The organism is Baekduia soli (assembly GCF_007970665.1).
Taxonomy (GTDB): domain Bacteria; phylum Actinomycetota; class Thermoleophilia; order Solirubrobacterales; family Solirubrobacteraceae; genus Baekduia; species Baekduia soli.
Genome location: NZ_CP042430.1, coordinates 3,376,994 through 3,396,134, shown reverse-complemented (window position 1 = coordinate 3,396,134; position 19,141 = coordinate 3,376,994). Strand labels below are relative to the sequence as shown.

At 73.9% G+C, this 19,141-nt stretch carries 18 protein-coding genes; 4 read left to right on the top strand and 14 right to left on the bottom strand.

What is annotated here, in order from left to right; all coding sequences use genetic code 11:
* Nucleotides 1–21: 21 nt before the first annotated feature.
* From thpR to FSW04_RS16120, 4 genes are read right to left on the bottom strand one after another with little or no spacing between them, the layout of a single operon-like run.
* Entirely contained in the window at nt 22–573 is a 552-nt protein-coding gene (thpR, locus tag FSW04_RS16135; RefSeq protein ID WP_187368840.1) for an RNA 2',3'-cyclic phosphodiesterase, read from the bottom strand.
* A 4-nt stretch (nt 574–577) separates the two neighbouring features.
* Nucleotides 578–1,882, bottom strand: coding sequence for a competence/damage-inducible protein A (locus FSW04_RS16130; RefSeq protein ID WP_146921055.1), 1,305 nt, complete (start codon nt 1,880–1,882; stop codon nt 578–580).
* Nucleotides 1,879–2,703, bottom strand: coding sequence for a helix-turn-helix domain-containing protein (locus FSW04_RS16125; RefSeq protein ID WP_146921053.1), 825 nt, complete (start codon nt 2,701–2,703; stop codon nt 1,879–1,881). Before FSW04_RS16125 ends, FSW04_RS16130 begins: the two co-directional genes overlap by 4 nt.
* Nucleotides 2,704–2,733: 30 nt before the next feature.
* Nucleotides 2,734–5,352, bottom strand: a complete 2,619-nt coding sequence (locus tag FSW04_RS16120; protein WP_146921051.1) for an FtsK/SpoIIIE family DNA translocase — start codon at nt 5,350–5,352, stop codon at nt 2,734–2,736.
* Nucleotides 5,353–5,452: 100 nt separating this feature from the next.
* Here FSW04_RS16120 and FSW04_RS16115 point away from each other — a divergent pair, with 100 nt between their 5' ends.
* The 3 genes from FSW04_RS16115 (at nt 5,453) to FSW04_RS16105 (ending at nt 7,912) form a co-directional block, all read left to right on the top strand.
* Nucleotides 5,453–6,142, top strand: a complete 690-nt coding sequence (locus FSW04_RS16115) for a response regulator transcription factor (protein WP_321167659.1) — start codon at nt 5,453–5,455, stop codon at nt 6,140–6,142.
* On the top strand, nt 6,142–7,611 hold the full coding sequence (locus FSW04_RS16110) for a sensor histidine kinase (RefSeq protein ID WP_146921049.1): 1,470 nt from the start codon (nt 6,142–6,144) through the stop codon (nt 7,609–7,611). The genes FSW04_RS16115 and FSW04_RS16110 overlap by 1 nt, the downstream gene beginning before the upstream one ends.
* 85 nt (nt 7,612–7,696) lie before the next feature.
* Nucleotides 7,697–7,912 carry a dodecin family protein gene (locus FSW04_RS16105; protein ID WP_146921047.1) on the top strand — a complete coding sequence of 72 codons (216 nt, stop codon included), beginning with the start codon at nt 7,697–7,699 and terminating at the stop codon, nt 7,910–7,912.
* 103 nt (nt 7,913–8,015) lie between these two features.
* On the opposite strand, the gene FSW04_RS16100 is transcribed toward FSW04_RS16105, so the two are convergent.
* The 3 genes from FSW04_RS16100 to FSW04_RS16090 are packed head-to-tail and all read right to left on the bottom strand — an operon-like array spanning nt 8,016 to nt 10,920.
* On the bottom strand, nt 8,016–9,680 hold the full coding sequence (locus FSW04_RS16100) for a ribonuclease J (protein ID WP_146921045.1): 1,665 nt from the start codon (nt 9,678–9,680) through the stop codon (nt 8,016–8,018).
* A 6-nt stretch (nt 9,681–9,686) separates the two neighbouring features.
* Complete coding sequence (dapA, locus tag FSW04_RS16095; protein WP_228430506.1) at nt 9,687–10,550, bottom strand: 4-hydroxy-tetrahydrodipicolinate synthase; 864 nt, start codon at nt 10,548–10,550, stop codon at nt 9,687–9,689.
* Between the two features lie 19 nt (nt 10,551–10,569).
* A complete protein-coding gene (locus FSW04_RS16090; protein ID WP_146921041.1) occupies nt 10,570–10,920 on the bottom strand; it encodes a hypothetical protein in 351 nt (116 codons plus the stop codon).
* A 59-nt stretch (nt 10,921–10,979) separates the two neighbouring features.
* Between FSW04_RS16090 and recD2 the strand changes: the two genes are divergently transcribed.
* Nucleotides 10,980–13,088, top strand: coding sequence for an SF1B family DNA helicase RecD2 (recD2, locus tag FSW04_RS16085; RefSeq protein WP_146921039.1), 2,109 nt, complete (start codon nt 10,980–10,982; stop codon nt 13,086–13,088).
* A 17-nt stretch (nt 13,089–13,105) separates the two neighbouring features.
* On the opposite strand, the gene FSW04_RS16080 is transcribed toward recD2, so the two are convergent.
* The 7 genes from FSW04_RS16080 to FSW04_RS16050 all read right to left on the bottom strand — a co-directional run bounded on the left by FSW04_RS16080 (nt 13,106) and on the right by FSW04_RS16050 (nt 19,123).
* Nucleotides 13,106–13,501, bottom strand: a complete 396-nt coding sequence (locus tag FSW04_RS16080) for a hypothetical protein (RefSeq protein ID WP_146921037.1) — start codon at nt 13,499–13,501, stop codon at nt 13,106–13,108.
* A gap of 94 nt (nt 13,502–13,595) precedes the next feature.
* Nucleotides 13,596–13,928 carry a hypothetical protein gene (locus FSW04_RS16075; RefSeq protein WP_146921035.1) on the bottom strand — a complete coding sequence of 111 codons (333 nt, stop codon included), beginning with the start codon at nt 13,926–13,928 and terminating at the stop codon, nt 13,596–13,598.
* Between the two features lie 5 nt (nt 13,929–13,933).
* Nucleotides 13,934–14,383, bottom strand: a complete 450-nt coding sequence (locus FSW04_RS16070; protein WP_146921033.1) for a GNAT family N-acetyltransferase — start codon at nt 14,381–14,383, stop codon at nt 13,934–13,936.
* Complete coding sequence (locus FSW04_RS16065) at nt 14,380–14,850, bottom strand: GNAT family N-acetyltransferase (RefSeq protein WP_146921031.1); 471 nt, start codon at nt 14,848–14,850, stop codon at nt 14,380–14,382. The genes FSW04_RS16070 and FSW04_RS16065 overlap by 4 nt, the downstream gene beginning before the upstream one ends.
* Complete coding sequence (locus tag FSW04_RS28175) at nt 14,847–15,506, bottom strand: 4-hydroxy-tetrahydrodipicolinate reductase (RefSeq protein ID WP_321167658.1); 660 nt, start codon at nt 15,504–15,506, stop codon at nt 14,847–14,849. Before FSW04_RS28175 ends, FSW04_RS16065 begins: the two co-directional genes overlap by 4 nt.
* 8 nt (nt 15,507–15,514) lie before the next feature.
* On the bottom strand, nt 15,515–16,804 hold the full coding sequence (locus tag FSW04_RS16055; RefSeq protein ID WP_146921027.1) for a M16 family metallopeptidase: 1,290 nt from the start codon (nt 16,802–16,804) through the stop codon (nt 15,515–15,517).
* Nucleotides 16,805–16,810: 6 nt separating this feature from the next.
* Nucleotides 16,811–19,123 (bottom strand): polyribonucleotide nucleotidyltransferase, encoded by a 2,313-nt coding sequence (locus FSW04_RS16050; RefSeq protein ID WP_146921025.1) that lies wholly within the window; start codon nt 19,121–19,123, stop codon nt 16,811–16,813.
* Nucleotides 19,124–19,141 lie beyond the last annotated feature (18 nt).

Sequence of the window (19,141 nt, the reverse complement as noted above, 5' to 3'; positions counted from 1 at the left end):
TGTCACACGGCGCACGCCGGGTCACGATTCGGCCGCGAACGTGGCGCGAGAGAGCGTCTCGTAGCGCGCCGGCCCGCCGCCCAGCCGCGACCGCACGAGCTCCAGGCCCTCGGCCCGCAGCGCCCGCGCGGGCGGGTCGTGCGGCGGCGCCGCGGGCGCAGACCACCCGCGGCGCACGCGCGCGACGGTCACGTGGGGGCGCAGGCCGCGCCGTGGCGGCTCGTGGCCCAGCGCCCCGAGGTCGGCCCACACGCCGGCGTACAGCGCCTCCAGGCGGCCGCCCAGGTCCTCCACGGCCACGGCCAGCACGGTGGGCCGCCGGGGCGGCAGCCACAGCGCGCCCGCCGTGCGCAGCGCCGGCGCCGGCGCGCCCTCCCGCAGGGCGACCAGCTCGGCGAGCGCCGCGACCTCGTCCAGGCGCCGGTGGCCCAGGAACACCAGGGTCAGGTGCAGCTGCGCCGCGCCGACGACCCGCAGCCCGGCGTCGGCGCCGACCGCCGCGGCGGCCCAGCCGGCCAGCGCGGCCCGGTCCTCCCCGCCGAGCGCCACGGCGACGAAGAGCCGGGCGCTCACCGCCTCAGTCCGCCTCGCCCCGCAGGAGCCGGCGGACGAGGTGCAGCGCGATCGTCGTCGAGCGATCGCGCACGTCGAAGCGCCCGCCGGGCAGCACCACGCGCCGCGTGATCCGCCGCGGCGGCGCGTCGCCGTCACGCAGCGCGACGGAGAAGCACACGGTGCCCACCGGCTTGTCCGGCGTGCCGCCGTCGGGCCCGGCGATCCCGGTGATCCCGACGCCGACGTCGGCGTCCAGCGCCTCGATCGCGCCCTCGGCCAGCGCCTCGGCGACCTCGATGGAGACCGCGCCGACGCGCTCGATGAGCGCGGGGTCCACGCCGGCCAGCATCGCCTTGGCCTCGTTGGAGTAGACGACCAGGCCGCCGAGCACGTAGGCCGAGGACCCGGCGCGGTCCGTCAGCCGCCCGGCCAGCAGGCCGCCCGTGCACGACTCGGCGGTGGCGATGGTCCGGCCGCCGGCCAGCAGCAGTGCCGCGACCTGCTCGTCGACGGTGCTGCCGTCGTCGGAGAACAGCGTCGTCGGGTGGCGCTCGCGCACGACGGCCTCGAAGGCCTCGTAGGTCGCCTGGGCCGGCGGCTCGTAGCGCGTGACGACCTCGACCTCGCCGCGGCGCAGGCAGGTCGTGATCTCGAGCGCATCGAGGTCGACGCCGCCGGCGCGTGCCCGCAGCAGTGTCTCGGCGATCTCGGACTCGGGGATCCCGAACAGGCGCAGGGTGTGCTGGCGGTACTCCGTGGCGTCGGCGATCGCCGCGCGGAACGCTGCGGTGCCGGTCGCCGTCGCCCACATGGGCTGCAGCTCGCGAGGCGGGCCGGGCAGCACGAGCACGGACGGGCCGCGCGCGCCGGGCGCGGGCGGGACGACCAGGCCGGGCGCGGTGCCGACCGGCTCGAGCACGGTCGCGCCGTCGGGGACGAGCGCCTGCTTGCGGTTGGAGCGCCGGATGGCCTCCTCGTCGAGGTCGGGCCAGCGCGACCGCAGACCCTCGAGCACCTTCCAGATCCGGCCCTCCAGCGCCTCGTCGAGCGCCATCGGGCGCCCCTGGAACTCGGCGACGACCGCCGCGGTCAGGTCGTCCTCGGTGGGGCCGAGCCCACCGCTGGTGACGATGAGGTCGACCCCCGCTGCGCTCAGCCAGGCCAGCGCGTCGCGCACGTCGGACGGGCGGTCGCCGACGATCACGGTGTGGGCGAGGTCGACCCCCAGCTCGCGCAGCCGCTCGGCCAGCCACGGGCCGTTGCGGTCGGCCACGCGCCCCGTGAGGACCTCGGTGCCGGTGACCACGATGCCCGCGCGGGCGCTCATCGCACGCAGGACGGGGTCTGGGACGGGTTCACGCGCTTCACCGAGCCCTTCGAGATGATGTAGGCCACGGGACTGGCGTGGGCCACCCCACGCAGCTTGCCGTCGATCCGCAGCCGGGCGTTGCCGTTGCCCAGGCGCAGCTTGAACTGCGACGAGCGGTAGGTCCCGCTCGTGGCGCCCTGCTGCAGCGACACCCCGGGGATCCGCAGCCCGGCGCCCTTGGCCTGCAGGCAGACGAAGACGGGGCCCGGCCCCGTCGGCACGATCTGCAGGCGGACCAGCTTGGCCTCGGCCGCCCGGCGCCGGCGCGTCTCCGCCGCCCGCCGGCGCGCGGCCGCCGAGGACGTCGTGGTCGTGCGCGGGCGCGGGACCGCGGTCGTCGAGGTCGTGTCGACCAGCGGCGTGGAGACCGTCGAGTCCCCGCTGCCGCCGGTCATCGTGCCCAGCGCGTAGAGGATCCCGAGCAGCGCGATGAGCACGACGCCGACGATGACCCAGCGCGGGATGCCGCGCGGCTCGCGCCTGCGGCCCTGGCGCCCGGCGCGGTGCCGCGGCGGTCCGATGGGCATGAGGTCGTGGTCCGACGGGCGCTCGTGGCGGAGCTTGTACTCCTCGAGCAGGAGCTTGGCGTCGAGGTCCAGCGCCTCGGCGTAGGTGCGCAGGAAGCTGCGGACGTAGGCCGGGCCGGGCAGCAGGCCCCACTCCTCGTTCTCCAGCGCCCGGAGGTACTTGGCACGGATCTTCGTCTCGGCTTCGATCTCCGAGATGTCGATGCGGGCGCGCATGCGCGCCTCGCGCAGGGTGGCCCCGATCTCCGGCACGTGCGGGCCGCAGTCTAGGGAGCGGTGGGGCTAGGGCCGGTCGCCGTCGGGCAGGTCGTCGCCGGTCGCGCCGGCGCCCGCCGGCCCGCCGGGCGCCGCGGCCGCGCCGCCGTCGCCCCCGCGCTCGGCCAGCGCGGCGAGCACGCGCGGCAGGTCGGAGGCCGTGATGAGCACCTGGCGCGGCTTGGAGCCCTCGTAGCCGCTGATGACGTTGCGGCGCTCGAGCATGTCCATGAGGCGCCCCGCGCGCGTGTAGCCCAGGCGCATGCGGCGCTGGAGCATGGACGTCGACGCGGTGCCCATCTCCACGACCATCTCGATGGCCTCGGCGAGCAGCGGATCCTCGTCGGGGTCCATCCCGGCGCCGTCCTCGCGCGCGCCCTCGGCGGCCGGCGCCTCGACCTCCTCGAGCAGGTCGGCGCGCAGGTCGGGCTCGCCCTGGCGGGCCCAGAACTGCGTGATCTGCGAGATCTGGGCCTCGTCGATGTAGGCGCCCTGGATGCGCTGCAGCTTGGAGGACCCGACGGGCGAGAACAGCATGTCGCCCATGCCCAGCAGCGACTCGGCGCCGTTCTGGTCCAGGATCACGCGCGAGTCGGTCTGCGAGCTCACCGCGAAGGCGATCCGGGACGGCACGTTGGCCTTGATCATGCCCGTGATGACGTCCACGCGCGGGCTCTGGGTGGCCAGCACGAGGTGGATGCCCACCGCGCGCGCCTTCTGGGCGATGCGGATGATGGAGTCCTCGACGTCGCCGGGCGCGACCATCATGAGGTCGGCGAGCTCGTCGATGACGCAGAGGATGTAGGGCAGCGGCTTGTCGCCCTCCTCCTCGCGCACCTTGTTGAGCTCGATGAGCGAGCGGGTGCGCTTCATGGCCATGATCCCGTAGCGCCACTCCATCTCGCGCACGAGGTTCTGGAGGGCGTTGGCCGCCTGGCGCGGGCTGGTGATGACCGGGGTGAGGAGGTGCGGGACGTCCTCGTAGTGGTTGAGCTCGACCTGCTTGGGGTCGACGAGGACCAGCCGCGCCTCGTCGGGCGTGGCGTTGAGCAGGATGGAGCTCAGCATGGCGTTGATGCAGCCCGACTTGCCCGCGCCGGTCGTGCCCGCGACGAGGATGTGCGGCATCTTGGCCAGGTCCGCCCCGATGGCCTTGCCCGAGACGTCCTTGCCGAGCCAGACGGTCAGCGGCGAGTGGTCCTTGGGCCGCTTGTGGAACACGTCGCCCAGGTGCACGACGCGCCGGTCGCGGTTGGGGACCTCGATGCCGACGGCGGTCTTGCCGGGGATGGGCGCCAGGATGCGGATCTCCGTGGCCGCCAGCGCGTAGGCGAGGTCGTCCTTGAGCTGGGCGACCTTGCTCATCTTGACGCCGGGCGCCAGGCGCAGCTCGTAGCGGGTGATGTGCGGGCCCGAGACCGTGCCGACGACCTTGGCCTCCACGTTGAAGTGGCTCAGCGCCTCGACGAGCGACGCGGCGACCTTCTCGTTGCCGCTGGTGTCGGGGCGGATCTGGTCGCCGGTGGAGCGCTTGAGCACGCGGGCGTCCGGCACGACGTACTCGATGTCCTCGTCGTCATCACGGCGCGCGACGTCGGACAGGTCGAGCTGGTGGGGCTCGTGTCCGGCCTCCTCGTCGGCGGCGGGCAGGGGCGCCGCCTCGATCGTCGCGTCGGCCGCGGCCGCGTCGGCCGCCGCCTCCTCCGCGGTGGGCTCGGGATCCGGCGCGTCCTCGGGCTCGCGTCGCGTGCGGCGGCGGATCCGCGGCTCCTCGTCGGGCTCGTCGCCCTCCGGCCCCGGGCCGAACAGGTCCGGGTAGCGCTCTTCGCCGTCCAGCGCGGGCGCCTCGACGTGGGTGGCCTTGACGACGAGCTCGTCGTCGTCGGACTCGGGGACCTCGACGCGCGGGCGCCGGGTCATCGCGCTGCCGGCCGCCGTGGCGGGGGCGGCCGGGCGGCGCAGCCCGAGCTGCTCCGGCGCCGCCCGCAGCACGCGGGTCGTGTCGGCCACGCCGGTGCCCGTGGCCTTCAGGAGGCCGGCCACCGAGGCGCCGGTGACCAGCAGCACGCCGGCCAGGAAGAGGAAGAGCGCGAGGATGTGCGTGCCGATCGCGCCGATGAGCCCCGAGGTGACGTAGAGCAGCAGGTCGCCGAGGTAGCCGCCGCGCTCGCGCAGGAAGGCCTCGTGCCAGTAGCCGTGACGCACGCCGGACGGGCCGAGGCCCAGCGTCCCGGCGGCGAGCATCAGCGCCAGGGCGAGCACGAGCAGGACGCCGCCCGAGCGGAACGGCCGCACGCTGGGCAGCACGGGCCGCAGGACGACGATCGCGCCCGCGGCGATGAGCCCGAGCGGGGCGACGTAGCGCAGCGCCCCCACCGCGAGCGCGAGCGCGCTGACGACGCCGTCGCCGGCACGGCCGCCGTCCCAGTGCAGGTAGAGCGGGAAGACGAGGAAGACCCCGCAGGCCACGAGCGCCAGGCCGAAGAGGTCGAGGTGGCGCTGCTCGATGACCGGCAGCCGCGGCGCCCAGGTCGCCGAGGAGCGGCGCGCACGCGCCTTGCGCTTGGCGGCGGGCGGTCGCGAGGCGGTCTTGGACTTGGGCGCGGGCTTGCGCCCGCGCGGCGATGAGGTGCGGGTGGCGGCCATGGTTCGGGGGACCCCCTTCGACGCCGCGACGCGCGTCCCTGCCCCTCCCCTGCGCCCCGCTCCTTGACCTCGCGTTGAGGGTTGGCCTTACCATCGAGGGGTGATCGACGGCCACGACCGGCAGGCACGCGTCCTCATCGTCGAGGACGACGACGACATCGCGCAGGTCCTGCAGCGCTCGCTGCGCCTGGAGGGCTATGAGACCCGCATCGCGGCCGACGGCGAGACCGCGCTCGGCGCTGCGGGCGACTTCGTGCCCGACCTCGTGGTCCTGGACCTCGGGCTGCCCAAGATCGACGGGATGGAGGTCGCCCGCCGCCTGCGCGAGAGCGACGACGTCCCGATCCTCATGCTCACCGCGCGCGACGCGCTGGAGTCCCGCGTGGAGGGCCTGGACGCCGGCGCCGACGACTACCTCGTCAAGCCGTTCGAGCGCCAGGAGCTGCTCGCGCGCCTGCGCGCCCTGCTGCGCCGCCGGCCGCCGCGCGGCTCGGCCTCGCTCGTGGTCTCCGACCTCTCGCTGAACCCCGACACCCACGAGGTGCGGCGCGCGGACCGCACCGTCGAGCTGACCCAGCGCGAGTTCGAGCTGCTCGAGTACCTCATGCGCAACGAGCGGATCGTCGTGCCGCGCCAGCGGCTGCTCGAGGACGTCTGGGGCTATGACCCGTTCGCCACGACGAACACGATCGAGGTCTTCGTCTCCAACCTGCGGCGCAAGCTCGAGGCCGGCGGCGAGCCGCGCCTGCTGCATACGATCCGAGGTGCGGGCTACGTCCTGCGCGCCTGATGCCGCTGCTGCACTCGCTCTCGATCCGCTGGCGCCTGGCCCTCCTCACCGGGGGGCTGACGTTCCTGGTGCTCTGCGGGTTCGCGCTGGTCATCGGGCAGCTCACCGCGTCGCGGATCCGCAGCGACTTCAACAATGAGATGGCCGCCGCCGTCGACGACCTGCGCGACCAGCTCCAGCTCGACTACGACAGCGGCGACATCGTGGTGGGCAACAGCATCGCGACCTACGCGGCGCCCAACCACGCGGTCATCCGGGTGCTCAAGGCCGACTCGGGCACCATCATCGCCGAGACGCGCCACGCGCCGAACTTCGGGCTGCCGGGCATCGCCGTCAACCGCACCGACACGGTCAACGGCTACCGCGTCGAGACCCGCAACACGACGCTGAAGATCGTCAACCCGCCGCGCGGCGCCACCTTCCCGCCCATCCCCGTCACGGTCCAGTACGCGCGCGAGATCTCCGACGTGGAGGCGACGGTGAGCCGCGTCCGGCTCTTCCTGCTGCTCGGGGTCCTCGGCGGTTCCGGGATCGCGCTGGCGCTCGGGCTCATGCTGTCGCGCCGCGCGCTGGCGCCCATCGCGCGCCTGACCCAGACCGCGCGCGACATCGGCGCCACCCGCGACCCCAGCCGCCGCGTTCCGATCCCCGGCACCGAGGACGAGGTCGCCGTCCTGGCCCAGACGCTGGACGAGATGCTCCAGGCGCTGGAGTCCTCGCGCGCGGAGACCGAGGCGCTGCTGGTGCGTCAGCGCCAGTTCGTCGCCGACGCCAGCCACGAGCTGCGCACGCCGCTGACGAGCGTCCTGGCCAACCTCGAGCTGCTCTGCGAGGTGCTCGAGGGCGAGCGCGGCGAGGCGGCGCGCTCGGCCCTGCGCTCGACGCAGCGGATGCGTCGGCTCGTCGGCGACCTGCTGCTGCTGGCCCGCGCCGACGCCGACCGCGACGTGCCCCACGAGCCGACCGACCTGGCCGCCGTCGTCATCGACGCGGCGGCCGAGCTGCAGCCCGTGGCCGTCGACCACCTCCTCGGCGTGGAGACCAGCGGCGCCGCGATGGTCGACGGCGCCCGCGACGAGCTGCACCGCATGGCGCTCAACCTCCTGCAGAACGCGGTGCAGCACACGCCGCCCGGCACGCTCGTCACCGCGGCCGTGCGGCGCGACGGCGACCACGTCACGCTCACCGTCTCCGACGACGGGCCCGGCATCCCGCCCGAGCTGCGCGAGTCGGCCTTCGAACGCTTCGTGCGCGGCGAGGGCGACCGTGGCGGCTCCGTCGGCCTCGGCCTGTCCATCGTGCGCGCCGTCGCCCGCACGCACGGCGGCGACGTCGTGCTGGAGTCCCCGCCCACCGGCGGCGCGCGCTTCGTCGTCACGCTCCCGTCGCTGGCGCGGTCGGGCGAGGCGCCCGACGGCCCCGTCGCCCCGCTCGCGGTCCGCCGGCCGGCGGGCAGCGCCGCACGCTGACATCACCTGGTCACGGGGCTCCGGTTCTGCGAGGCTCGTGGCAGCTGATACCAGCTGTCCCGAACACCCCCAGGAAGGAGGCCCCATGGCCGACAGCGTCTACCGGGTGACCGAGGTCATCGGCACGAGCAGCGAGTCGTGGGAGGCGGCCGCGCGCACCGCGGTGGCCACCGCGGCCAACACGGTCCGCGACCTGCGCGTCGCCGAGGTCACGCGCGAGGACGTGACGATCGAGAACGGCCAGATCACGAGCTACCGGGTGCGCCTGAGCATCTCGTTCAAGTACGACACGGGCGACTGAGGAGCGCCGGCCCGGGGGGCCGGCTCCTTCGGCGGCTACCGGCCCAGGGGGCCGGACCCGCGCCGAGGCTCCGCCGGGCGACGTGCGTCGCCCGGCCCGGGCCTCAGACCTCCACGACGACCGGCAGCACCATCGGCCGCCGGCGCAGGCGGTCGTAGACGAACTTGGCGAGGTCGTCGTGCAGCACCTGCTGGAGCAGGTCGACCTCGCGGATCTCCTCCCGGGCCGCCTTCTCCAGCGACTGCGTGATGGCCCCGCGGATGTCGCCGAGCAGGCCCTCGGCGTCCTCGGGGTAGGGCACGCCGCGGAAGATGATCTCCGGGTCGGCGACCGAGGAGCCGTCCTGCTCGGAGATCGTGGCCACGACGACGAAGATGCCGTCGGCGCTGAGCATCCGGCGGTCGCGCAGCGCGACGTCGGTGGGATCGCCGATGTCGACGCCGTCGACGTAGATCATCCCCGCGCGCTCCCGGCTGCCGAACGCCGCCCCGTCGCCGTCGAGCTCCAGCGGAAGCCCGTTCTCGCCCTTGAACACGTTCTCGGCGGGCACGCCCACCGACTCGGCCAGCTGGCCGTGCAGGTGGATGCGCTTGTAGTCGCCGTGGAACGGCATCACGTACTTCGGCCGGGTCAGGTTGAGCATCAGCTTGATCTCCTCCTGGTAGCCGTGGCCGGAGGCGTGGATCGGCGCGTCGCGCGCCGTGATGACGTCGCAGCCGATGTGGTAGAGCCGGTCGATCGTGTCGTTGACGGCCCGCTCGTTGCCGGGGATCGACGTGGCGGCGAACACGACGGTGTCGCCCTTGTGCAGCTCGACCTGCGGGTGGTCGCGGTGGGCCATCCGGCGCAGGGCACTCAGCGGCTCGCCCTGGCTGCCCGTCGAGACGATGACGAGCTTGTGGTCGGGGAAGTCGCGGGCCTCGCGCGGCTGCACGAACGTCCCGTCCTCGACGTCGATGTGCCCGAGCATCCGCCCGATGTTGATGTTCTTGCGCATCGAGCGCCCGACGAGGACGACCCGGCGCCCGTGGACCTTGGCCGCGTCGACGACCTGCTGGACCCGGTGGATGTTCGACGCGAAGCAGGTCACCACGATGCGGCCCTCGCAGCGGCCGAAGACCGCCTCGAGGTTGGGGCCGGCCACCGACTCGCTGGGCGAGAAGCCCGGCCGGTCGGCGTTCGTGGAGTCGCCGCACAGCAGCAGCAGCCCCTCGCGCCCCAGCTCGGCCAGGCGGCTGACGTCGGCGGGCTTGCCGTCGACGGGCGTCTGGTCGAACTTGTAGTCGCCGGTGATGAGCATCGTGCCGACGTCGCACGTCAGCGCCACGGCCATCATGTCCGGGATCGAGTGGGTCAGGTGGATCAGCTCGATGTCGAACGCCCCGAGCTCGAGGGTCTCCCCCGGCCGCACGTCGGTCAGGTCGGTGTCCTTGAGGCGGTGCTCGTCGAGCTTGGACCGCGCCATCGCCATCGTCAGCGGGCCGCCGTAGACGGGGATGTCGGTGCCGAGCTCGCGCAGGATCCACGGCAGGGCGCCGAGGTGGTCCTCGTGGCCGTGGGTGATGACGATGCCCTCGATGTCGTCGGCCCGCTCGCGCAGGTACGTGAAGTCGGGCAGCACGAGGTCGATGCCCACCTGCTCGGCGGTGGGAAACCGCAGTCCGGTGTCGACGACGACGATCGAGCCGTCGTACTCGACGACGGTCATGTTCTTGCCGATCTCGCCCAGTCCACCCAGCGGGAGGACTCGCAGCTTGCTCTTGGCCATGCTCTCCTAGGACGTCCCGGCAGAGGCCAGCAGGCCGTGGCGCTCGAGGACGACGCGGATCTGCTCACGCTCGTCCTCGTCGGCCTCGACCAGCGGCAGGCGCAGACCGCCCACCGGGCGGCCTGTCAGCTCCAGCGCGGTCTTCACCGGGATCGGGTTGGTGGTGACGCCCATCGCGGCGTAGACGTCGCGCAGCGAAGCGTCGATGTCGGCCCGGCGCTCGGGCTCGTCGACCATGCGGCGCATCTCGTCGCCCACGAGGTGGGATGCGACGCAGATGCCGCCGCAGCCCCCGAGCTCGAGGGTGCGCAGCAGGATCTCGTCGTTGCCGGCGTAGAGCCCGAGGCCGTCGACCGGCGCCAGGTTGTCGTTGTTGGCCTGCTTGACGTACTCGACGTGCTCGATCTGGGCCAGCTCGGCCAGCAGGTCGTTGGGCACGTCGACGACCACGCGCGACGGGATGTTGTAGAGAATGATCGGCCGGTCGGTCGCGCGCGCGACCTCCTGGTAGTGGCGCACGATCCCGCGGCGGTTGGGCTTGTTGTAGTACGGGGTCACGCTCAGCACGGCGTCGACGCCCAGCTCGGTCGCGCGCTCCGTGAGGTGCACGGCGTGGCGCGTGTCGTTGGAGCCCGCGCCCGCCGAGATGGAGACGCCCGGCGGGCGCTCCTGGACGGCAAGCTCGACGACGCGCAGGTGCTCCTCGTCGGTCAGCGTCGAGGCCTCGCCCGTCGTCCCGCAGACGACGAACCCGTCGGACCCGTGGGCCGCGAGGTGGTGCAGCAGGTCGACGAACGCCTGCTCGTCGACGTTGAGGTCGTCGTCGAACGGCGTGACGATCGCGGTGATGATGGCGCCCAGGCCGGCCACGGGTCCCATTCTCCCAGGATCAGCCGGCGAGGGGATCCCCGCCGGTCACCCGCGGGGGCGCGTCGGCGCTGCGGTCGACGTCGGCGGGGGCCGGCGGGGCGTCCGCCGCGCCCTCGGACGCCTCGCGCACCGCGTCGACGGTCTCGGGCGCCACGGGCTCGGCCGCCGCCGCCGGCGCCGCGTCGGCGGCCGGCGTCGCCGGCGCGGGCGGAGCCGGCGCCGCGCCGCCGTGCTGGCGCTCGTTGAACTGCCCCTGCACCTCGTCGAGCTTCTGCTGGGCCTGGTCGGCCAGCGCCTTGGCCCGCTGCTTGAGCGTGCCGTCCTTGGCCTCCTGCTGGGCCTGCTCGGCCAGCTTCTTCGCCTTGTCCATGAAGCCCATCGCGTGTCGCCTCCGCTCGTTCAGTCGGCTTCGAAGCGTACCCTCGACGGGTGCCGGAACCCACCAGCCTCGCCGCCGAGATCGTCGCGGTGCGCTGGCGGGCCGACGACGGCGGGTTCGCGGTGCTGGCGGCGCTGGGCGACGACGGGGCCGAGCTCGTGCTCACCGGGGCGATCGGGCACCTCCACGAGGGCGACACGGTCGAGGTTGACGGGACCTGGCGCGACCACCCGCGGTTCGGGCGCCAGCTGCACGTCCAGCACGCCCGGATCGGCCCGCCGGCCAGCGACGACGCTCTGCGCGCCCTGCTGGCCTCGGTCACGCACGTCGGACCACGCGGCGCCGAGTGGCTCGTCGAGCGCCACGGCGACCAGGTGCTCGAGATCGTCGACCGCGACCCGGGCGCGCGCCTGCGCGAGGTCCCCGGGATCGGCCGCGCCCGGCTGCGCGCCGCCGTCGCCTCCTGGCAGGAGCAGGCCGGGGGCCGCGCCCTGCGGCTCGTGCTCTCCGAGCACGGCGTGCCCGAGGCCGTCGCCGCGCGCGTCATGAAGGCGCTGGGCGGCGGCGCCCTGGCGTTGCTGGAGTCCGAGCCCTACGCGCTGGCCCGTGTCGAGGGCATCGGCTTCGCCACCGCCGACGCGGTCGCCCGAGCTCTCGGGACGCCGGCCGACGACCCCGGGCGCATCGACGCGGGGCTGCACCACGCGCTGCGCGCCGCCGAGCAGGACGGCCACTGCTTCCTGGGGCGCGAGGAGCTCCTGGCCCGCGCCACGCGGCTGCTCGAGCTGCCCGCGCCGGTCGTGACCGCGCGCCTGCCCGACGCCGGCCTGGTCCTCGACGGCGACCGCGTGATCGAGCCGCGGATGGACCGGGTCGAGCGCGGGCTCGCCGAACGCGTGCTCGAGCTGGCCCAGGCCCCGCCGACGCTGGACGTCGAGGTCCCCGAGGTTCCCGATCCCGACCAGGAGCACCCGCCCACCCCCACGCAGTGGCGTGCCGTGCAGGCCGCCGCCGAGCACCGCCTGTCCATCCTCACCGGCCTGCCCGGGACGGGCAAGACGGCCACGATGCGCGCGCTCGTCGACCTGCTGCGCGCCCAGCGGCGCACGGTGCGCCTGTGCGCCCCGACGGGCAAGGCCGCGCGGCGCCTGAGCGAGACGACGGGCGCCGAGGCGACGACGATCCACCGGCTGCTGGAGTGGTCGCCCGGCGAGGGCTTCCTGCGCGACGCCGGCGACCCGCTCACCGGCGTCGACCTGCTCGTCGTCGACGAGGCCTCCATGCTCGACGTGCGCCTGGCCGCGGCGCTGCTGGACGCGGTGGGCCCCCGCACCCACGTGCTGCTGGTGGGCGACGTCGACCAGCTGGCGCCCGTCGGCCCCGGCCGCGTGCTCGAGGACCTCATCGCCTCCGGCGTCGCGCCGTCCACGCGGCTGACCGAGGTCTTCCGCCAGGCCGCGCGCTCGCTCATCATCCGCGCCGCCCACGCCATCGACCGCGGCGAGGCCCCGCCGACGCGGGCGCAGCCCGACGACCTGCGCGACTTCTTCCTCGTGCAGCGCGACAGCGCGCAGGCCGTCTTCGACGAGGTCGTCTCGCTGGCCGTCGGCCGGCTGCCGGCCCACTACGACCTCGACCCGGTCGCCGACCTCCAGGTGCTCGTGCCGATGCACCGCGGCCCCGTGGGCATCGACGCGCTCAACGCCGAACTGCGCGAGCGGCTGAACCCCGACGGGCGGGCGGTCAAGGGCACCGCGTTCCGCCTCGGCGACCGCATCATGCAGACGCGCAACAACCACGAGCGCGCGTTCTACAACGGCGAGATCGGCGTCATCGTCAACGACGATCCGGGACGCGGCACCCTGACGCTGGTCGGCGACGACGGCCGCCGCCTGACGCTGGACCGCAACGAGACCGGCACGCTGCGCCTGGCCTACGCCTGCTCGGTCCACAAGATGCAGGGCTCGCAGGCGCCGGCGATCGTCATCGCGCTGGCCCGCGGCCACGCGCCGATGCTCACCCGCAACCTGCTCTACACGGCCGTGACGCGCAGCCAGACGGCCTGTGTCGTGGTGGCCGAGCACGGCGCGCTGGAGCAGGCGCTGGCACGCGTCGACGCATCGCGGCGCAACACGCGCCTCGTCGGGCTGCTGGCCTGAGCCGCCGCCCGCCGGCCTCAGACGCCGACGCGGTCGCCGGCGCGGCAGACCACGTGGGTCACCGGCGCGTCGATGGCGCGCTGGATCCGGTGGGGCAGGTCGATGCGCAGCCAGCGCGAGGTCCCGGTGGGCAGCGTGCACACCACGACCTCGTCCCAGCGGCGCGGATCCCACGCCTCGATGACGGCGCACGCCGGGTCGACGTCGCCGAGCATGGCCTCGGCGTCGATGCCCGCGCCGTGGAGGCGGTCCAGGGCGTGGCGGACGCGGTGCGACAGCCCGGACTGATCGTCCTGCGGGACCAGCAGGGTGATCGCGAGCCGGTCCCCCTCGGCCCGCTGTCGCAGGGCGTCATAGAGCTCGTCGGAGTCGACCGTCTGGTTGGCCACGACGAGGAGCTTGAGGCGGTACATGCGGAGCTCCTCCCGGGGTAAAGGGTGGCTGCGAACGTACTCCCCGCCCGCGCGATGCGCAACGCCCGGTCGTCGGCGTGCGCCGCGGCGCGGGTCAGCCGTCGCGGCGGCGGTCGTCGCGGCGCAGCGCGTCGGTGTACCGGCGCGGCACGCGTGGGGGCGCGACGCCGCCCTCGCGCTCCCAGAGCGTGACGACGACGAGCTCGTCGCCGTCGCGGCGGCAGACGTAGACGACGGAGCGGTCGACGCGGTCGGCGACGTAGACCGACCCGCGGGCGCCCGTGGCCCCGGGCGGCGGCTCGTCGCTGACGCGGCCCGCCTCGACGGCCTCGGCCACGCGCCGGACGATCTCCGCGCGCGCGTCCAGCGCCCCGGCCACCCGCTGGCGATAGCGCTCCACGGCGTGGTCGGTGACCGCGACCAGCACGCGTCCTACAGCATCCGGCGGTAGCGGATCTCCGACACGCCGGGCCGCAGCTCCTGCTCGACGCCGTCGGGCTCCCAGCCGTGGCGCTCGTACAGCGCGCGCCGGCGGGTGTTCTCGCGGAACGTCCACAGCAGGGCGGTCGTGTGGCCCGCGTCGCGCATGACGTCCTCGGCGTGGGTGAGCAGCCGGTCGTCGATCCCGTCGCCGTGGCGGTCGGGGTCGACGTGCAGGATCCCGATCTCGCCGCCGGCGACGCCGACGACCCCGGCCAGCTCGCCCTCGATCTCCGCGAGCCACGCCTCGCCCGGGCGCACGCCGTTCCACAGGCCGATGCGGTCGTCGAGCGTGGGCATGTGCGCCTCGTCGACGTGGCCGTCGTACTCCGCGCGCCAGGCGCGGACCTGGAGCTCGGCGATGGCGTGCACGTCCGACGCGGCGACCGGGCGGATCATCATCGGGCCTGATTGTGGCGATAGCGCAGCTCGGGCGCTCCCTTCCACTCGCCCGTCGCGCCGTCGGCGACCCAGCCCCGGCGCTCGTAGAAGCCCCGGGCGTGGCCGTTGCCGGAGAAGACCCACAGCACGGCCTCGCGCAGGCCGCCGCCGTGCAGGCGCCGCATCGCGTGGTCGTACAGCGCGGCGCCCAGGCCCGCGCCCTGGGCGGCGGGCTCGACGTAGAGGCCGTGCAGGAGGCCGACGCCGGGCTCGGCCGGGCTCGGGCCGGTCTGCACGACGCCGGCGACCCGGCCGCCGACCTCGGCGACGTCGGCGCCCCCGAGGGGCTCCGTCCGCCAGCGCCGCTCGCGGTCCTCCACGGTGATCATGTGCTGCTCGCCCACGATGTCGGTGTAGGCCCAGCGCCACGCCCGCACCTCGAGCTCGGCCAGGGCACGGGCGTCGGCGCGCGCGGCCGGGCGGATCACGCCGCGTCGGGGAAGAGGAGCCGCTCGAGCCCGACGACCAGCGGCTCGTCCTGGCGGGCGACGTGGCGCACGGCCAGCAGGACGCCGGGCACGAAGGAGGTGCGGTCGGTGGAGTCGTGGCGGATCGTCAGCGTCTGGCCGACATCGCCCAGGATGACCTCCTGGTGGGCGACCAGGCCGGGCAGGCGCACGGAGTGGATCGGCACGTCGCCCTCCATGAGCTCGGCGGTGCGCCGGGCGGTGCCCGACGGTGCGTCGAGCTTGGCGTCGTGATGCAGCTCGATGATCTCGGCGCGCGCCATGTGGCGGGAGGCCTCGACGGCGAAGCGCATCATGAGCACGGCGCCGATCGCGAAGTTCGGCGCCAGGAACGCGTTGCCGGGGCCGCGGCGCTCGGCCAGCGGCGCGGGGTCGAAGCCCGTCGTGCCGATGACGACGTGCACGCCGGCGGTCACGCAGGCCAGCGCGTTGTCCAGCGCGGTGTCGGGGCGCGTGAAGTCCACGACGACGTCGCAGTCGCCGAGGATCGACGCCAGCGGCGTGTCCAGCGCGGGGTCGGCCCGGCCGGCCAGCACCAGGTCGCCCGCGGCCTCCACGCCCGCGCAGATCGCCTGCCCGACGCGTCCCGCCGCGCCGGCGACGCCGACGCGGATCACGCCGCCGGTCATACGGTCGCCAGCGACGGGCTGACCGCCTCGAGGGCGGCCGTGTAGAGGCCCTCGTCGGCGCCGATGCCCGCCGCGCTGAGGCGCTCGGGCGCGTAGAGCTCGCGGGCCAGCGCGACCACGTCATCCAGGGTGACGGCGTCGAGGCGCTCGACGACGTCGTCGACGGTCAGCAGCGGCATGTCGGCCAGCACGGAGGAGCCGAGGCGGTTCATCCGCGCGGTCGTCGACTCCAGCGCCAGCACGACGCGGCCCTTGACGTTCTCGCGGGAGCGCTGCAGCTCGTCGGCGGTCAGGCCGTCCTGCAGCAGGCGCGCGAGCTCGTCGCCGACGACGCGCATCGCCGTGGCGACGTTGTCGGGCCGGGTGCCGAGGTACAGGCCGACCTGGCCCGCGCCCGCATAGGACGACGTGAACGAGTACACCGAGTAGGCCAGGCCGCGCCTCTCACGCACCTCCTGGAACAGCCGCGACGAGGACGTGCCGCCCAGGACGCCGTCCAGCACGCGCAGCGCGAAGCGCCGCTCGTCGTCGCGGGCGATGCCCGGGGCGCCGAGCGCGACGTGGTACTGCTCGGTGTCCTTGGCGAAGAACCGCCGCCGCGCCACCGCGGCGGTCGGCGGCTCGGGCGGCTCGGCGTCGGTGCCCGCCGAGCGCGGCCCGTCCAGCGACCGCGCGACGAGCTCGACGAGGCGGTCGTGATCGACCGAGCCGGCGGCGGCGACGACCACGTTGCTCGCGCCGTAGCGCGCGGCGTGGAAGGCCTGCAGGTCGGCCGCCGGGGTGCCGCCCACGACGTCGCGACGGCCGATGATCGCCCGCCCGAGGGGGTGCGTGCCGAAGACGGCCTCGCCGAGCACGTCGAAGACGCGGTCCTGCGGGTCGTCCTCGTACATCGCGATCTCCTCGAGGACGATCTCGCGCTCCTGCTCGAGGTCGTCGGACGCGATCTTCGGGCGCCAGACCATGTCGGCCATGACGTCGAACGCGCGCTCGAGGTGGACGTCGAGCACGCGGCTGTAGACCGACGTGGTCTCCTTGCCCGTGCCCGCGTTGATCTCGGCGCCCATCCCGTCGAAGATCTGGTCGATCTCCAGCGAGCCGTAGCGGGCGGTCCCGCGGAACAGCATGTGCTCGAGGAGGTGCGACAGGCCTGCGCGCTCCTCGTCCTCGTAGCCCGAGCCCGTCCCGATCCAGAACCCGAGGGCCGCGGATCGCACGGAGTCCATGTGCTCCGTGACGACCCGCACGCCCGAGTCCAGCTCGGTGAGGCGATGCTCCTCGTGCAAGCGGTGCTAGTCCCGCTCGGGATCGCGGTCGGCGCGGTGACGCGGGCGCCCGGAGCCGCGCGGGCGGTCGCCACGGTCCCCGCCCCGGTCCCCGGGACCCGATCCCCGCCCGCCCCCGCGGTCTCCCCCGCGGTCACGGCGCGGGCCGCCGCCGTTGCCGCCGCCCCCGCCGCCGGCGCCCACCGTGGCGAGCTCCTCGACGGACTTGCCGGCGATCTCGGGGTCCTCGGCCAGGCGCAGCCCGATGCGGCCGCGCTCGCGGTCGACCTCCACGACGCGGACGTCGATCTCGTCGCCCTTGTTGAGGACCTCCTCGACCGTGCCGACGCGGTTGCCCGGCGACACGTTGGAGATGTGCAGCAGGCCGTCGGTGCCCTTGGCCAGCTCGACGAACGCGCCGAACGTGGTGGTCTTGACGACCTTGCCCTTGAAGGCGTCGCCGATCTCGACCTCCTTGGTCATCGTCCGGATGCGCTCGGCCAGCTTCTCGCCGAGCTCGCCGTTGGCGGAGTACACGAGGACCTGGCCGTCGTCGTTGACGTCGATCTGGGACTCGAACTCCTCCGACAGGCCGCGGATGGTCTCGCCGCCCTTGCCGATGAGCAGGCCGATCTTCGACGGGTCGATCTGCACCGTGATGATCCGCGGCGCGTAGGCCGACAGCTGCTCGCGCGGCGCGTTGATGACCTGGTCCATCTGGCCCAGGATGTCCAGCCGGGCCTCGCGGGCCTGGGCCAGCGCGTCGCGGAGGATGTCGAACGTCACGCCGGTGATCTTGATGTCCATCTGCAGGGCGGTGATGCCCTCGGCGGTGCCGGCGACCTTGAAGTCCATGTCGCCGAGGTGGTCCTCGACGCCGGCGATGTCGGTGAGCACCGTGTAGGCGTCGCCCTCCTTGATCAGGCCCATGGCGATGCCCGCGACCGGCGCCTTGATCGGCACGCCCGCGTCCATGAGCGACAGCGACGAGCCGCAGACCGACGCCATCGACGACGAGCCGTTGGACTCGAAGATGTCGGAGACGACGCGCACGGTGTACGGGAAGTCCTCGATCGACGGGACCACCGGGACCAGCGCACGCTCGGCGAGCGCGCCGTGGCCGATGTCACGGCGCTTGGGGCCGCGCATGAAGCCGGTCTCCCCGACCGAGAACGCCGGGAAGTTGTAGTGGTGCCAGTAGTACTTCTTGGTCTCCAGGCCCAGGGTGTCCAGGCGCATCTCCTCCTTCAGCGTGCCCAGGGCGGCGACGCTGAAGGCCTGCGTCTGGCCGCGCGTGAACAGCGCGGAGCCGTGGGTGCGCGGCGCCACGGAGACCTCGATGCTGATCGGCCGGATCTCCCGCTCGCCGCGGCCGTCGGGGCGCTTCTTCTCGACGGCGATGCGCTCGCGGATGATCTGCTTCTCGAGCTTGGCGAACGCGGCCTTGGCCTTGGCGCTGTACTCGGCGTAGGTGTCGGCGGCGGGGTCGCCGGAGTACTTCTGCACGACGGCGACCTCGACGGCCTTCGTCGCGTCCTGGCGCTCGAGCTTGTCGAAGACCTGAGTGGCCTCGCGCAGCTGGTGGCCATGGCTGGCCTCGATCTCGCCGAGCAGGCCCGGGTCGACGCCCGGGACCTCGACGACGAGCTTCTCCTTCCCGGCCTTCTCGCGCAGCTCGTGCTGGGCGGCGCACAGCTTCTTGATCGCGTCGTGGGCGATGTCCAGCGCGTCGAGGATCTCGGCCTCGGAGACGACGTTGGCGCCGGCCTCGACCATCAGGATGGCCTCTTCGGTGCCGGCGACGATGAGGTCGAGGTCGGTGTTGCCCAGGAGGTCCTCCTCCTGGGGGTTGACCACGAAGTTGCCGTCGACCTTGCCGATGCGCACCGCGCCGACCGGGTGGGGCAGCGGCACGGGGCTGATCATGAGCGCCGCGGACGCGCCGTTCATGGCCAGGATGTCGTACGGGTGGACGTGGTCGATGGAGAGCGGGATCGCGACGATCTGCGTCTCGTAGCGCCACCCCTTGGGGAACAGCGGGCGGATCGGGCGGTCGATCATCCGCGCGGTCAGCGTCCCCTTCTCGCCGGAGCGGCCCTCGCGCTTGAAGAACGAGCCGGGGATCTTGCCCGCGGCGTACATCCGCTCCTCGACGTCCACGCTCAGCGGCAGGAAGTCGATGTCACGAAGGTTGCCGATCGTGGCGGTGTTGAGCACCATGGTGTCGCCCTGGCGGACGACGACGGCGCCGGAGGCCTGCTTGGCCATCTTCCCGGTCTCGAAGGAGATCTCAGAACCGGCGATCTCCACAACGACGCGGGTCACGGCGTCATCAGACATATGTGTTCCTTCCTGTGG